This window comes from Lentzea sp. NPDC058450 (assembly GCF_042721395.1).
Lineage (GTDB): Bacteria > Actinomycetota > Actinomycetes > Mycobacteriales > Pseudonocardiaceae > Lentzea.
On record NZ_JBHXLO010000009.1, the window covers coordinates 206,604 to 221,585 of the forward strand.

Sequence of the window (14,982 nt, forward strand, 5' to 3'; positions counted from 1 at the left end):
GAGTCTGGCTCGCCGCCGCGTGGTAAGCGCTTTCCCAAGCCGATCCACGAGGTGGTGCGCGATGAAACGCTCGCTCTCGGTCCTGGCCGCGCTGGCCGTGGCGGCGGCCACCCTGGTCCCCCAGGCGGCCGCCCAGCCCGGTCCCGTCACCGATCCGCTCCCGGCCCCCGCGCCGTCCGGCACGGGCGTGCGGCTGCAGGAGATCGCCCGCCTGCCGCAGTCGTCGACCACGCCCGAGGCCGGGGACAGCAGGCTCAAGCAGTACAACCGGATCAACTACCTCGGCGAAGTTCCGGACGGCTCCGGCCGGTTCTTCGTGCCGGACATGAACGGCAGGCTGTACACCCTCGGGCGCGACGGCAGCGGGCAGCGCACGTACCTCGACGTGCGCACGACGATCGGCGCGAACTTCCACAACCACCAGGGACTCGGCAGCGGGTTCGGGTTCGTCGCGTTCCACCCGAAGTTCGCCACGAACGGCAAGTTCTACACCGCGCACACCGAGGCCAAGGACGCGCTGAAGAACCGCAAACCAGACCTGCCGTCACCGAACTCCGTGGTGCACGGCGTGATCACCGAGTGGACCGCTTCGAACCCTCGGGCGGCGACCTTCTCCGGCACGCGCCGCGAGTTGCTGCGCGTCGGGTTCGCCCAGTACCTGCACGGGTTCCAGGAGATCGGCTTCGGGCCGGACGAGCTGCTGTACCTGGCCGTGGGCGACGGCGGCATCGGCTACCGCTCGGACGTGCCGCAGGACGTCACCGTGCCGCAGGGCAAGATCCTGCGCATCGACCCGGCCGGAACCAACAGCGGAAACGGGAAGTACGGCATCCCGCCGTCGAACCCGTTCCTGGGCAGGCCCGGCGCGCTGGCCGAGCTGTACGCGATCGGCATGCGCGACCCGTACCGCTTCAGCTGGGACACCGGCGGCACCCGCAAGATGCTCCTCGGCCACATCGGCGAGAAGGTCGTCGAGTCGGTGTACGAGGTCAAGCCCGGCGCGAACCTCGGCTGGGGGCAACGGGAAGGCCACCTCACCTACCGCCGCAACGACCCGAAGTGCCAGCTCTACCCGTTGCCCGCGGACGACGCGAAGTACGGCTACACCTACCCGGTCGCGGGCTTCGACCACAACCGGCCCGGTGGCGGCTGCGGGGACAGCGGCAACGCGCTGATCGGCGGGTTCGTCTACCGGGGCAGCGCGATCCCCGCGTTGCAGGGCAAGTACGTCTACGGCGAGGGCGTGAAGGGCCTGCTGTACTACGCCGACGAACGCGACATGCGGGCCGGCGCGCCGATCGCCAGGACGTTCGAACTCGCGGTGTACGACTCGGCGGGCAGGCGGACGACGATGCAGTCGCTGGCCGGCAAGAGCCGCGTCGACCTGCGGTTCGGCACGGACGCGGCCGGCGAGCTCTACGTGCTGGCCAAGGCGAACGGCAAGATCTGGAAGGTCACCGGCACCGTGCAGACGGCGCAGGCGTGTGCTGCTGGTGGCGACGTCGTCAGCGACGTGACCCGTGCGGCCGACTGGAAGCCGGTCACGCCGTTGCGCTGGCGGTTCCCCGGCACCGAGGTCGTGCTGTCCAAGGCCGGTGGGGTGCGGCCCGGTCCGCGGCGGCCCAACGAGTACGCGGTCGTGACGAAGGGGCCCTCGTTCGGCAACGTCGTCGTGGACGCCCAGGTGCGGCTGGACACGCCGGTCACGCAGAAGGAACGTGACGTCGTGATCGTGTTCGGGTACCAGTCCGACACGCGCTTCTACTACGCGCACCTGTCGTCGGACAACAAGATCTACCCGCACAACGGGATCTTCCTGGTGGACAACGCCGACCGGGTGCGCATCGACGACCAGTGGAACGGGTCGGTCGGGGCCGCGCCCGCCATCTCCGACATGAAGTGGCACCACGTGCGGGTGACGCACTGCGCGGACACCGGGGCGATCGCCGTGCACGTGGACGGGTCGTCGCAGCCGTTGATGACGGCGACGAACACCGTGGTGCGGTCCGGTCGCGTCGGGTTCGGGTCGTTCGACAACATCGGCCGCGTCGCCGACCTGCGGATCAGCGGACAGGCCGTCTCGGCGCAGGCGGCGTCCGAGGTGTCGCCGGGCATCGCCGCGTCGGTCGTGAACCGCTACGACTTCGAACACCCGGCCGCGGACGCGAAGAAGGAGGACGACCTCGGGCGGCCCGACTCGCGCACGCCGATCACGCTGGTCAACGGCGGCGCGGCCATGCGCGTGCAGGACGGTGCGTTCCCAGGCTCCCAGACGTCGCTCCAGGTTCGTCAGGTGCGGCCCGGGGTGAAGGGCAACGACGACTGGAAGGCGGGCGTGTACGGCTCCTCCGGGGTCGCGTCGATGAAGGCGTTCGGCAAGGCGCGCGGCATGTCGATCATGACGTGGGTGAAGATCACCGGTGAGGCGCCTGCGCGGAGCACGTCCGGGCTCTACAGTGCGATCGGGTTCGCCGGGGTGCTCTCGGGCGACTCCGACGGCCACGCCGCGCGGGCGTTGCTGGAGGCGGAGAACCACGACGGCGCGATGCGGCTGATCGCCCTGGGGCGTCGGCTCGACGGCGGCGACAAGCAGTTCTTCGTGGCCAAGGCCGACTGGAGGACGTTGCTGCCGCCGGGGAAGTGGGTGTTCCTCGCCGGGACGTTCGACTTCGACAACGGCACGATCGGGCTGTACGTCGACGGCCGTCCGGTCGAGGGGTCTTACGCGGTGAGCGGTGATCCGTGGAAGATCGTCGGCGGGGCCGAGCCGGACGTCACGTCCGCCGCTGCTCCGCGTGGCGTCAAGATCGGCGGCAGTCATCCGCAGAACAACCGCGAGGCCAACGCGTGCAACTGCCGGTTGGACGGGCTGATGTTCCTGGACCGCGCGGTGACTTCTGACGAGGTGCGCGCGCAGTACGACTGGGTGCGGGGGTTGTAACCACCTTATTAGCTGGGTAGATTCCCGAGGGTCGCCGCATTGGAAAGCGCTTTCCGCTGCCGTGCCGCACGGCCTGGCCCACAGGGTGGTGGGGGATGTACAGACGCTTATCTCGTTTGGCAGTCACAACATTCGTGCTCTCGGCGTTGTTCGTGCCGATCGCCTCCGCGCAGGACGCGCCGATCGCCGACCCGTTGCCGACACCGGGTGCCTCCGGTGTCGGCCTGGAGCTCACCGAGGTGGCACAGCTGCCGAAGTCGCAGCCCGTGCCACCGCCGACCGACACCAGGTTGGTGCGCTACAACAGGATCAACTACCTGGGCGAGGTACCCGACGGCTCGGGCCGGATGTTCGTGCCCGACATGAACGGCAAGCTGTACCTGCTCGATGCCGGTGTCCAGCACGCGTTCCTCGATCTGGGGGCTTTGGTCGGCCCCGACTTCCACACGCACCGCGGTCTGGGCAGCGGGTTCGGGTTCGCCGCGTTCCACCCGGACTTCCGGCGCAACGGCAAGTTCTACACCGTGCACACCGAAACCGGTTCCGCGCTGGTGGACAAGAAGCCCGACCTGCCGTCGCCCAATGCCGTGGTGCACGGCGTGGTCACCGAGTGGACCGCCTCGGACCCACGTGCGGACGTCTTCGCGGGCACCCGTCGTGAGCTGCTGCGCGTCGGGTTCGCCTCGTACATCCACGGCTTCCAGGAGATCGGGTTCAACCCGACCGCACGCTGGTGGGACGAGGACTACCGGCTGCTGTACATCGCCTCCGGCGACGGCGGCATCGGTGTGTCCACCACGGTGCCGCAGGACCTTTCGGTGCCGCAGGGCAAGATCCTGCGCATCGACCCAGCCCGTCGTGACGGCGTGAACGGCCAGTACGGCGTGCCGCGCGCGAATCCGTTCGTGCGCACCTCCGGCGCGTTGGGTGAGATCTACGCGTACGGCATGCGCGACCCGTACCGCTTCAGCTGGGACCCTGTCGGCGGCCGGATGTACATGGGCCACATCGGGGAGAAGGCCGTCGACGCGGTCTACGAGGTCCGCAAGGGCGCCAACCTGGGGTGGAGCGAACGCGAGGGCATCTGGGAGTACCGGCGCGGCGACCGGTCGTGCGGCGTGTTCCCGCTGCCCGCGGACGACGCGCGGTTCGGTTTCACCTACCCGGTGACCGCGTTCGACCACAACCGCCTTTCCACCCAAAGTCCCTGCGCGGACAGCGGAAACGCGTTGATGGGCGGGTTCGTCTACCGCGGTTCGAAGATCCCTTCGTTGCGCGGCAAGTACATCTACGGCGAGGGCGTGAAGGGCCTGCTCTACTACGCCGACTCCCGTGAGATGCGCGCCGGTCGCCCGATGGCCGTGTCGCGCGAGCTGATGGTGTACTCCGGCGGCCGGCTCACCACGATGAAGGAGCTGGTGGGGGACCCGAACCGGGTCGACCTGCGGTTCGGCGCGGACGCCGCCGGTGAGCTCTACGTGCTGGCCAAGGCGAACGGCAAGATCTGGAAGGTGACGGGTGCGCGCACCTTCGCCTCCTGCCGTTCCGGCCACGACTACGTCTCCGGCGCGGTCGGCGAACGTTCGTGGCAGCCGGTGACGCCTTCGCTGTGGCAGTTCCCCGGCCGTGAGGTGGTGCTGGCCGAGCCCGGCGTCGCCCGTCCCGGCCCGCGCCGCCCGTTCGAGTACGCCGTCCTCGCCAAGGGCCCCGCGTTCGGTTCGGTGCAGGTCGACGCGTCGGTGCGGCTCGACACACCGGTCGCCGAGTCCAACCGGGACGTGATCATCGTGTTCGGCTACCGCTCGGACACGGAGTTCTACTACGCCCATCTCTCGTCCGACAACAAGATCTACCCGCACAACGGCATCTTCGTCGTGAACAACGCCGATCGGCTGAGACTGGACCACCAGTGGGACGCGGTGCGTTCCGTCGGCGCTCCGCCGGCGGTGACCGACCTGGCGTGGCATCGCGTGCGGGTCAAGCACTGCGCCGACTCCGGGGAGATCGCCGTGTACGTGGACGGGTCGCCTTACCCGTTGATGACGGCCGTGGACAAGACGTTCTCGTCCGGCCGCGTGGGCTTCGGCTCGTTCGACAACGTCGGCCGCCTGCGCGACCTGCGCGTGCAGGGCAAGGGGGTTCGCTGATGCGCGTGATCCTGCTCGTGGCGGTCTTGCTGGTGGGAACGGCCGTGCCTGCCCAGGCCACGTTCGGCACGGTGCTGCCTTCCTTGTCGCGCAACCTGGTGTCCTACTACGACTTCGAACACCCGGTGCGCGGCAACGCCTCGTTGGAACGGGACAGCGGCCGCTCCGGCACGGCGTTGCAGCTGATCAACGGCGGCGCCTCGATGCGCGTGCGCGACGGCGCCTTCCGGACGAGCCGCACCTCGTTGCAGCTTCAGCAGATCAGCCCTTCGGCCGCCGGGAACGACGACTGGAAGGCGGGCCTGTACAGCGAAACCGGCGTGCCGACGCTGAACGCGTTCAACGGCGCGCGCCAGGCGTCGATCATGGGCTGGGTGAAGATGACGGGCCAGAACCCGGCCCCGAACTCGAACTCCGCCGACCCGGCCGACCTGTACGGCGCGATCGGCCTGGCCGGCGTGCTGTCCGGCGACTCCAACGGCCACGCGGTCCGCGCCCTGCTGGAACTGATCCAGGTGGACGGCTCGCTGAAGCTCGTCGCCCTGGCCAGACGGGTCGACGGCGGCGACTCCCAGACGTTCGCGGCATCCGAAGACTGGCAGAAGCTGTTGCCGCAGAACGAATGGGTGTTCCTGGCCGCCACCTTCGACTTCGACACCGGCGCGATGGCCCTGTACCGCGACGGAAAGCCGTTGGCGGGCAAGTACGTCGCGGCCGGCGACCCGTGGCAGCTGGAAGGTGAACCGGAGCCCGATCTCGCGTCCGCCACGAACCCGCGCGGCCTCAAGATCGGCGGCAGCTACCCGCAGAACACCCGCGAGGGCAACGCCTGCAACTGCCGCATGGACAGCCTGATGTTCCTCGACCGGGTCGCCAGGCCGTGGGAGGTGGCCCTGCAGTACCGCTGGATGAAGGGCTAGTCGAACACCGTGACGCCCTGGGCGGCCGGCTGCATCGTCCCGACCTTGGCCTCGCTCACCTTGAGCTTGGACATGTCGGCGATCGGCTGGCCGTCCGTCCCGATGAACGTGACCTTCACCGGCGTCATCCCAGGCAGCTCGGCCATCATCTCGTTGATGGCGAACGAGTTGGTGTCGTCCGTGTCGAACAGCACCCCGGCGAACGCGGTCTGCCCGGGCTGCAACGTGATCGACGGCCCCTCACCCGGCACCAGCTTCTGCTCGACCGCAATCGCCGCGGGCTCGTTCGCCGCGTTGGTGAAGGAGAGCTTCGGCCAGCCCTGGAACGTGATCGGCGCGCCGCCCTGGTTGGTGGCCGTGAGCAGCCCCAGCCCCGGCTTGCCCTGCATGGTCAGCTCGGCCTTCACCGCGGGCTTCTGCTTGTCGCTCGTCACGCTGGACGTGCCGCTCGCCGAGGTGGGCGTGTCCGTCGCCTGGCCCTGCTGGGCCGCCGGAGTGGACGAACCGCAGGCCGTGGTGGCGGCGGCCGCGAGGACGGCGGCGACGATCGTGAGACGCATGCGTGAACCCCTTACCGGTGGACCGTGTTGATCTCCATCGAATAGCCCGTCCGGGTGTACCGCAAACGCCCCTCGCCCGTTCGAGTGGTCAGAGGGTGGTGAGCTTCACCGCCTTCGCCATCGCCTCGAACCCCTTGTCGCCGGGGTGCAGGTGATCGCCCTGGTCGTAGTCGGGCCGAATCCGCTGCGGGTCCGCCGGATCCCGGATCACCCGGTCGAAGTCCACCACGGCGTCGAAGTCAGGGCTGGTGCGGATGAACGAGTTCACGGCCTGCCGCACGCCCTCCAGCTCCTCGGTGTAGCTGTTCCAGCCCTTGAACGGCGTGATCGTCGCCCCGACCACCCGCAGCCCGCGGTCGTGCGCGCGTCCGGCGATCTGCTTCAGCGCCGCGATGATCGGCGCGGGGTCGGTCTGGTGCGGGGTCTGCTGGATGTCGTTGATGCCCTCGAACACGATCACGGTCCGCACGCCGGTCTGGGTCAGGACGTCGCGGTTCAGCCGCGCCAGGGCGTTCGGGCCCGCTGAACCGCCGTCCAGCAGCAGGCGGTTGCCGCTGATGCCCGCGTTCAGCACGCCCAGGCGGGTGTTCACGCGGTCGGCGAGCTGGTCGGGCCAGCGGAGGTTGGCGCCCCAGGTGGAGTTGGCGCCGTCGGTGATCGAGTCGCCCAGCGCCACGACGCTGCCCTGCAACGTCGAGGAGCGGACGTCGACGCCGGAGACGTAGTGCCAGGCCGTGGTGCGTTCAGGGAAGAAGACGGCCGACTCCTCGGCGGTGACGTTGCCGGTGCGGTTGAAGTACGAGTTCTGCATCGTGAGGCCGTGGTGGGTGACCGGGCCGCCGGGCGTCGGGGTGAAGGTGCTGATCAGCAGGTCCGAGTCGGCCGGGACGGTGAGGGACACGCCGTCGCTCACCACGTCGGCGCCGGGCGGGGCGGTGATCGAGGAGGCACCGCCGAACGTCAGGGTGCGCATGGTGCCGGGCAGGGCCAGCGGGGTGTCGGGGCCTGCCGCGCGAGCCACGGTGACCTGGCCGAACGTGATCGGGGTGCGGCCGTAGGCGTTGGAGAGGCGGACGCGGATCTCCTTGCCGCCCGCGCTGACGTGCACGATGTTGCGGATCGTGAAGTTCGGATAGCCGTTGTCGGTACCGGGGACCGCGGACGACGGCGCGGTGGCCCAGGTGCCGACCCACCGCGCGGGTGCGGCCTGGGCGGGGGAGGCCGCCGCCACGAGCAACGCCACTGCCAGCAGAAAGCGCGTCATGCCTTCGACCTTGGCAGCGCTCCCACACGGGCGGTATCCGCCGATCTTCGGTTCTATGCTGGCGGACGTGTGGAACGGGGCGGAGTACCAGCGCAGATTCGACGCACTCGCCGAGTCCGGGATGGACGTGCACGGCGAGGCGACCTTCGTGCGCGCGTTCGGGCCGGGTTCGGTGCTGGACGCCGGGTGCGGCACGGGACGGGTCGCGATCGAGCTCGCGCGGCACGGCATCGAGGTGGTCGGGGCGGACCTCGACGAGTCCATGCTCGCCCACGCGCGCGAACAGGCGCCGCAGCTCACGTGGGTGCGGTCCGACCTGGCCGAACTCGACCTGGGACGCACGTTCGACGTCGTGGTCATGGCGGGCAACGTGCCGCTGTTCACCCCGCCCGGCACGCAACGCGCACTTGTCGCCGGGGTCGCCAAACATGTCGGGAACGTGTTGGTCGCCGGGTTCGGTCTGGGACGTGGTTACAGCGTCGAGGAATACGACGACCACTGCGCGCAAGCCGGGCTCACGCTGGTCGAACGCTTCGCCACGTGGGACCGGAAACCCTTCGAGGGCGGCGACTACGCCGTCACGGTGAGCCGTCTCAACAGGAGCTGAGCCTGGTCCTCACTCCTCCTGTCGCGGTAGATCTTGAAACATCTACCGGCAGGGGGAGCACATGCGCTTGGCAGCAGCGATCGTCGTCACCGCACTGGTGATGAGCGGTCAGGGCGTCGCGTCGGCGGCGGCCGCACCGGTCCGGCCGGACCCGTTGCTCTCGTGGAGCGAGCACCCCGGCCACGTCGACGCGGCCACGCTCGCCCGGACGCGGGCGGCCAAGTCCCGGGAGCGGATCCTCGCCACGACCACGCCCGGCCGGGTCCACGCGGAACGGGAGCCGGCGTCGGCGCGCGGCCGCAACGACGCGGTGGCGTCCGCGGAGGTCACGGGGTTCAGCAGCAGCCCCGGCGCGGTGATCACCGGGTCCCTGCTCGCGGACCCGACGCTGGCGGTCCTGCCCGAGTTCGCCGAGCCCAACGACTCGGCGGCGGCCGCGAGCGACACCGGCGTCGGCACGCCCGCTCGCCGCGCGATGCGCACGACAGGCCGCATCACTGGCGCTGACCAGGACTTCTACCGCCTGCGCGGCTCGGGCCACACCCGGATCGCCACGCTCACGCCCGGCAGCGACCTCGACACCGTGCTGACCGTGTTCGACGCGGCGGGCCAGGAGGTCGCGGCGTCCGACAACGTCGGCGCCACCTTCGACGCGAGCCTGGAGGCCGACCTCACCGCGGGTGCCGAGTACCTCGTGCGCGTCACGGGCGGGCCCGGCGGTCCGTCCGGCACCTACGAGCTGACCATCGATACCGGGGAAGGCCTGGGGGACAAGGACTTCTACTCGGTCCGGCTCAAGGCGGGCGACGTGCTCGGCGCGTCCGTCACGGGCTCCGCGCGCAAGCTCGTCGTGCACGACACCGCGGGCCGTGAGGTGCAGGGCTCGCGGCAGGACTTCTCGGTCGTGTACCCGCCTTCGAGCCCGCTTCCCGGCGGGGGCAACGCCGTCGTCGACTTCGTCGCGCCGTCGGCCGGTCGGTACTACCTCGGTGTCGAGGACGGTGAGGGCCGCTACGACCTGACGCTCAAGGCGCTGCGGCCCGGTGCCGAGGCGGCCGGGCTCCAGACCGTGTTCGTCGACTTCGACGGCGCCCTGGTCGACACCACCCCGTACGGCGGCGAAGGCGTGAAGTCGTTGTCTCCCATGGCGAACTTCCTCGCCGCGTGGGGGCTCGGCCCGGCCGACGAGGCCGCGGTGAGCACGGCCGCGGTCGACGCGTTGCGGGAGAACCTGGGGCTGTCCGGCCGGTTCGGCGTGCGGATCCTCAACAGCCGCGACCACGCCGACCCGTGGGGGCGGAAGAACGTCAGTCGCCTGGTGATCGGCGGCACGATCGCCGAGTCCGGAGTGTCCACTGTGGCCATCGCGCAGAGCATCGACCCGGGCAACTTCGCGCACGAGGAGACCGCCCTGGTGCAGCTCGACCTGCTGAGCGCGCCGGCGGGCCCGTCCGTCTCGCTCAACACCTACCTCACGCCGGCGAGCGACAAGACCCGCTTCATCGGCCGCGCGCTCGGCAACATCGCGGCGCACGAGCTCGGTCACCTGTCCGGGTCATGGCACCAGCACCAGTTCAACGAGCACGACACGCTGATGGACCAGGGCGGCAACGCGCCGGCGATGTTCGCGGTCGGCGCCGACGGCATCGGTGGCAACGCGGACGACGTCGACATCGACTTCGGCGAGGACGTCTTCGTGCCGAACGAGGGCTTCACCGGTGTCGAGGACGCGGCGAACCGCACTCGCTGGGGTTACAGCCGGGGTTAGTGAGGGGTTATCAGGCGTGGCTCGCTGACTCGACGAACGCACGGGTCAGCGGGTCGTCCTTGATCCACGCGATCACGACGGGGCTGGGCGCCATGTCGGCGAGCGGCACCGTGACGAGCTCGCCGAGATCGTGCCCGAGCGGGGCCAGGCCCACGGAACCGTTCCACAGCACGGACTGCACGCACTCCTGGACGGCCCGGACGACGGGGCCGGTGCGTGCTTTCCCGCCGTTCCAGTAGCTCTGCCAGATCTCGTCGGTGCCTTCGGGGAACTGGAACCAGTCGCGGCCGTCGAGGTCGGCGGTGGTGATCCGGTCGCGAGTGGCGAGCGGGTCGTCGGCCCTGAGCACCGCGCCGACCGGATCCTCGGTCAGGACAAGGGTTTTCAGGCCCGTCTCGTCGAACGGGCCGCGCGTCAGGGCGACGTCGACGTGGCCCGCGCGCAGGCCGCAGGTCGGGTCGGTCAGGTCCGTCTCGCGGACGCGGATCTCGACGTCGGGGTGGGTGCGCCGGAACGCCTCCGCGAGGTGCGGGCCGTGGCCGCCGAGCATGCCGACGGTGATCGTCCTCCTCGTGAGCTTGGCGCGGATGCGGCCGGCGTGCTCCAGCAGCGCCTTGGCCTCGTCGAGGAGCGTGTGGCCGGCGGCGGTGAGCGTGACGCCCGCGGGGGAGCGGACCAGCAGCGTCGTGCCGAGGTCGTGCTCCAGCTGCTTGATCGCGCGGCTCAGCGGCGGCTGGCTCAGGTGGAGTCGTTTCGCGGCCCGGCCGAAGTGCAGTTCCTCGGCGACGGCGACGAAGTAGCGCAGCGTCCGCAGCTCCATGACCAGGCACGATACTCGCCCGGTATCGGGAGTGCGCTCTTGGTCTTGGACGTGGGGTGCTGCGTGGGGGTTCGGTTGGGGTCATGAACCTTCCTGACCCTGTCGTGCAGGTCTCCGGCGCCGTCGAGGTGGCGCCCGAGGTGCTGGTGATCCCCAACTCCGGTGTCAGCCTGGTGCCCAACATCGGGATCATCGGCGGCCGTGAGGCGGTGCTCGTGGTGGACACGGGACTCGGCCTCGTCAACGCCGCCGCCGTGCGCGCGTTCGCCGAGGAGTTCGCTCGTGGGCGGCGGGTGCACCTGACCACGACCCACTTCCACCCGGAGCACGCGTTCGGCGCTTCGGTGTTCGCGGGTGACTACCTGGTGAACTCGGCGCAGGCGAATGACCTGCGCCGCAAGGGTTCCGGCTACCTGGAGATGTTCCGGGGGTTCGGCGGGGACGTGGAGGCGCGCCTGGCCGACGTGGAACTGCCGGTGCCGGACGAGGTGTACGACGGCGTGCGCGCGCTGGACCTCGGCGGCAGGACCGTCCTGCTGCGGCCGACCGGGCGCGGGCACACGCTGGGGGACCAGGTCGTCGAGGTGCCCGACGCCGGCGTCCTGTTCACCGGCGACCTGGCCGAGACCGGGCAGTTCGCGATCTTCCCGTGGTTCCCGCCGCACGACACCGACGTGTCCGGGGTGGCGTGGATCGGCGTGCTGGAGTCGTTGGTCGCCGGTTCGCCGCGGATCGTCGTGCCGGGGCACGGGTCGGTGGGAGATGTGGGGGTACTGCAGGGGGTACAGGACTACCTCCACGAACTACGGGACGAGACGTGGCGGCGCCGGGACTTCGCGATGGCCGTGGACGAGATCGAGGCCGAGGTGCGCGAGGTGCTGCTCGCGCGGCATCCGTCGTGGTCGGGGCGGGAGTGGATCTCGCCCGGCGTGCGTTGTCTGTGCAGTGACTTCAGTGTTGACTAAAGATAGTCCTCGCCGAGGCGTGCGCGGATGAGCTTCTTGGGCACGCACAGGGCCCAGGCGCCTTCGATGAGCTCGGTCATCTCCTCGACGTCGAGCTCGGCCATCGAGGCGTGCACCCACTGGAAGCGCATGTCGGACTCGCTGGGGAACGCGAACTTGACGGGGTCGCTCGCGACGAGCGCCTCCCGTTCCTCGCGCGGGTACCCGAAGCCGAGCACGGTCTCGTCGCGCGACAGGGCCGCGTAGACGATCTGGCCGACGCGGAACTTCACGCGGTCGCGGATGAGGTGCTCGGTGGTGCGCGGCAGCGTCTTCGCCACGGCGCGAATGTCGTCCACGGTGACCATCGGCTCATCCTGCCCCATGTTTCGTGTTCGCGGAGTTACTTCAGGCAAATTCGGCAAATCATCCTGAATCGGACAATAGTGATCAAGAACGCTTGCGTTCATCAATTTTCCCGGTCGTTCCGCGCTGTCTCAATTCGAATTTGCGCGTTCAACAAACTTGCCCTGAATGGCGCCCCGCCGCACCTGTTTCGACAGCCGTGACCTGCATAGACGCATGTCCGAACGCTGAATTGGTTCAGTCTCGTCCTGATTGGAGCGCGCGGAATATTTCCGGCCGATGAGAGCGCGACCACACTCCACTCCCCATTTCACCCGATCGGGTGAAAAGTAGCGTTATGAACCTTAAGCGGTCCCTTCCGGCGCTTCTTCCGCTCGTGCTCACCGCGACGTTCTTCGCGTCCGGTGCGGCCGAGTCGGCGACGCCGACGCAGAGTCCCGTGAACGTCACGCCGAACGCGATCCGCTTCGACCCGCACGCGGCGAAGCTCGACGTGTCGTACGGCGAGTCCGCGCTGGAGCTGAAGTACATCCGCAAGGACGCGGACAAGCCCAACGGCTGCACCACCCGCGACCACGAGGAAACAGAAGAGGCCGAGGTAGAGCCCGGCGCCGGCCACGTGACGGTGGCGGGCACCAGATACGACCTGGTCCAGTTCCACTTCCACACGCCGTCCGAGCACGCGTTCGGCGGCCGCCACACCCCGCTCGAGATGCACCTGGTCCACCGCAGCGCCGCCGGCAAGCTCCTGGTCGTCGGCGTCCCGCTGGTCGTCGGCGGCCACTCGGTCGTCGACGACGTGCTCGCCAAGCTCTCCCCGGAGTGCGGCGCGCCGGTCGACATCGAGCCGATCAACCTCAACCGCCTGCTCCCCGCGGGCCACCACACGCTGCACTACACGGGTTCGCTCACCACGGCCCCGTTCACTGAGGGCGTCGAGTGGTACCTCACGGGCGAGCAGCACGTGACGGCGGCGACCATCGCCCGCTTCAAGGGCCTGTTCACCGCGGGCAACGCACGCGCGACGCAGCCGCTCAACGGCCGCACGTTCGTGGACGTGCCGCGGATCTGAGTTCGGGTTGAGGGAAGGCCGGTCCCACTCGGGGCCGGCCTTTCGTCGTGTTCGGGGGATGCATGGGGTTAGGAGTGGGGCGTCAGGTGGGGCCTGGGTGTTGGAGTCGGGGAGCGCTGGGGTGCTGAGCGGGGCGGTGTGGTGGGCATGTGAAGGCTGTTGGGCCTGACCTGCGCTGTCCGGGAGTGCTGGTCGCCGCCCTTCCGCGTGCTCCCGTCCCTCTCGTCGGCCTCGGCGCGTGACGCGCTTCACCGATACAGGAGTCGCATGCAATTGCCCGCGTGTGCAACTATTGCTGGCGCGGACAACCTACGACTTCAAGGACTGTGTGACATGCCTGTCGCCCTGCTCGCCCTCGCGATCAGCGCCTTCGCCATCGGCACGACCGAGTTCGTGATCATGGGCCTGCTGCCGGAGGTGGCGGCCGATCTCGGCGTGACCATCCCCAGTGCGGGGTTGTTGATCTCCGGCTATGCGCTCGGGGTGGTGGTCGGGGCGCCGTTGCTGACCATCCTCGGAGGTCGGCTGCCGCGGAAGAAGATGCTGCTGGCGTTGATGGTGCTGTTCATCGCGGGCAACCTCGTCTCGGCGCTCGCGAGCACCTACGGCGTGTTGATGACCGGGCGGGTCGTCGCGGCGCTGGCGCACGGGGCGTTCTTCGGGGTCGGGTCGGTGGTGGCCGCTGATCTCGTTGCGCCGCAGCGGAAGGCGAGCGCCATCGCGTTGATGTTCACCGGGTTGACGGTGGCGAACGTGCTGGGGGTGCCGATGGGGACGGCGCTGGGGCAGCAGTTGGGGTGGCAGTCGACGTTCTGGGCCGTGACCGCGCTCGGGGTGATCGGGTTGCTCGGCATCGTGTTCCTCGTGCCGCAGCAGCAGGCGAGCGGGAGCGATCTGCGCCAAGAGCTCGCGGTGTTCCGGAACCCGCAGGTGTGGCTGGCGCTGTTGATGACGGCGTTCGGCTTCGCGGGTGTGTTCGCGTCGTTCACCTACATCGCGCCGATGATGACCGAGGTGGCCGGGTTCGCGGCGAGCTCGGTGACGTGGTTGCTGGTGCTGTTCGGGGTGGGGCTGTTCGCGGGCAACCTGCTCGGCGGCAAGGCGGCGGACCGCAGCGTCATGAAGAGCATCATCGTCATCCTGATCGCCTTGGCCGCGGTCCTCACGGCGTTCGTGTTCACGGCGCACTCGCCGACGCTCGCGGCCATCACGATCGTGCTGTTCGGGGCGGCCGGGTTCGCGACGGTGCCGCCGTTGCAGATGCGGGTCATGCAGACGGCCGAGGGGGCGCCGGCGCTGGCCAGTGCGGCGAACATCGCGGCGTTCAACCTCGGCAACGCCGGTGGGGCGTGGCTCGGCGGCCTCGCCATCGAGCGGGGGCTCGGGTACACCGCGCCGAACTGGATCGGGGCGTTGCTGGCGGTGGGCGGGCTGGTCATCGCGCTCGGGTCCGTATTCCTGGAGCGGCGTGTGAGCATTCGCACTGCTCAGAAGGCTTCTGAAGCGCGTCAGAAAGACCGTAGCATCGTGTTGGTCGACTAGCTGACTAGCCAGGGGAAGCCTTGAACACCAC

12 protein-coding genes are annotated in these 14,982 nt (G+C 69.5%); 8 read left to right on the forward strand and 4 right to left on the reverse strand.

What is annotated here, in order from left to right:
* The first annotated feature begins 61 nt into the window (after window positions 1-61).
* The 3 genes from ACFWNN_RS17240 to ACFWNN_RS17250 all read left to right on the forward strand — a co-directional run bounded on the left by ACFWNN_RS17240 (window position 62) and on the right by ACFWNN_RS17250 (window position 6,008).
* Window positions 62-2,941 (forward strand): PQQ-dependent sugar dehydrogenase, encoded by a 2,880-nt coding sequence (locus ACFWNN_RS17240; RefSeq protein ID WP_382440897.1) that lies wholly within the window; start codon window positions 62-64, stop codon window positions 2,939-2,941.
* Window positions 2,942-3,057: 116 nt separating this feature from the next.
* A complete protein-coding gene (locus tag ACFWNN_RS17245) occupies window positions 3,058-5,088 on the forward strand; it encodes a PQQ-dependent sugar dehydrogenase (protein ID WP_382440898.1) in 2,031 nt (676 codons plus the stop codon).
* Window positions 5,088-6,008 (forward strand): hypothetical protein, encoded by a 921-nt coding sequence (locus ACFWNN_RS17250; protein WP_382440899.1) that lies wholly within the window; start codon window positions 5,088-5,090, stop codon window positions 6,006-6,008. Before ACFWNN_RS17245 ends, ACFWNN_RS17250 begins: the two co-directional genes overlap by 1 nt.
* Here the strand turns inward: ACFWNN_RS17250 and ACFWNN_RS17255 are convergent.
* Together ACFWNN_RS17255 and ACFWNN_RS17260 are read right to left on the reverse strand one after the other, a co-directional pair.
* On the reverse strand, window positions 6,005-6,568 hold the full coding sequence (locus ACFWNN_RS17255) for a DUF4232 domain-containing protein (RefSeq protein ID WP_382440900.1): 564 nt from the start codon (window positions 6,566-6,568) through the stop codon (window positions 6,005-6,007). The two genes, ACFWNN_RS17250 and ACFWNN_RS17255, sit on opposite strands and share 4 nt — an antisense overlap.
* An 88-nt stretch (window positions 6,569-6,656) precedes the next feature.
* Window positions 6,657-7,832: an SGNH/GDSL hydrolase family protein gene (locus tag ACFWNN_RS17260; RefSeq protein ID WP_382440901.1), complete on the reverse strand. Its 1,176-nt coding sequence runs from the start codon at window positions 7,830-7,832 to the stop codon at window positions 6,657-6,659.
* A 55-nt stretch (window positions 7,833-7,887) separates the two neighbouring features.
* Here ACFWNN_RS17260 and ACFWNN_RS17265 point away from each other — a divergent pair, with 55 nt between their 5' ends.
* On the forward strand, window positions 7,888-8,439 hold the full coding sequence (locus tag ACFWNN_RS17265) for a class I SAM-dependent DNA methyltransferase (protein ID WP_382440902.1): 552 nt from the start codon (window positions 7,888-7,890) through the stop codon (window positions 8,437-8,439).
* A 61-nt stretch (window positions 8,440-8,500) separates the two neighbouring features.
* Window positions 8,501-10,207 (forward strand): hypothetical protein, encoded by a 1,707-nt coding sequence (locus tag ACFWNN_RS17270; RefSeq protein ID WP_382440903.1) that lies wholly within the window; start codon window positions 8,501-8,503, stop codon window positions 10,205-10,207.
* A 10-nt stretch (window positions 10,208-10,217) separates the two neighbouring features.
* Here the strand turns inward: ACFWNN_RS17270 and ACFWNN_RS17275 are convergent, their stop codons facing one another.
* Window positions 10,218-11,027, reverse strand: coding sequence for a LysR family transcriptional regulator (locus ACFWNN_RS17275; RefSeq protein WP_382440904.1), 810 nt, complete (start codon window positions 11,025-11,027; stop codon window positions 10,218-10,220).
* An 83-nt stretch (window positions 11,028-11,110) separates the two neighbouring features.
* Here ACFWNN_RS17275 and ACFWNN_RS17280 point away from each other — a divergent pair, with 83 nt between their 5' ends.
* Complete coding sequence (locus tag ACFWNN_RS17280; protein ID WP_382440905.1) at window positions 11,111-11,992, forward strand: MBL fold metallo-hydrolase; 882 nt, start codon at window positions 11,111-11,113, stop codon at window positions 11,990-11,992.
* Here the strand turns inward: ACFWNN_RS17280 and ACFWNN_RS17285 are convergent.
* Complete coding sequence (locus ACFWNN_RS17285; protein ID WP_382440906.1) at window positions 11,989-12,339, reverse strand: MmcQ/YjbR family DNA-binding protein; 351 nt, start codon at window positions 12,337-12,339, stop codon at window positions 11,989-11,991. The two genes, ACFWNN_RS17280 and ACFWNN_RS17285, sit on opposite strands and share 4 nt — an antisense overlap.
* Before the next feature lie 335 nt (window positions 12,340-12,674).
* Between ACFWNN_RS17285 and ACFWNN_RS17290 the strand changes: the two genes are divergently transcribed.
* Together ACFWNN_RS17290 and ACFWNN_RS17295 are read left to right on the forward strand one after the other, a co-directional pair.
* Window positions 12,675-13,409 (forward strand): carbonic anhydrase family protein, encoded by a 735-nt coding sequence (locus ACFWNN_RS17290; RefSeq protein ID WP_382440907.1) that lies wholly within the window; start codon window positions 12,675-12,677, stop codon window positions 13,407-13,409.
* Window positions 13,410-13,742: 333 nt separating this feature from the next.
* Window positions 13,743-14,951, forward strand: a complete 1,209-nt coding sequence (locus ACFWNN_RS17295; protein ID WP_382440908.1) for an MFS transporter — start codon at window positions 13,743-13,745, stop codon at window positions 14,949-14,951.
* Window positions 14,952-14,982 lie beyond the last annotated feature (31 nt).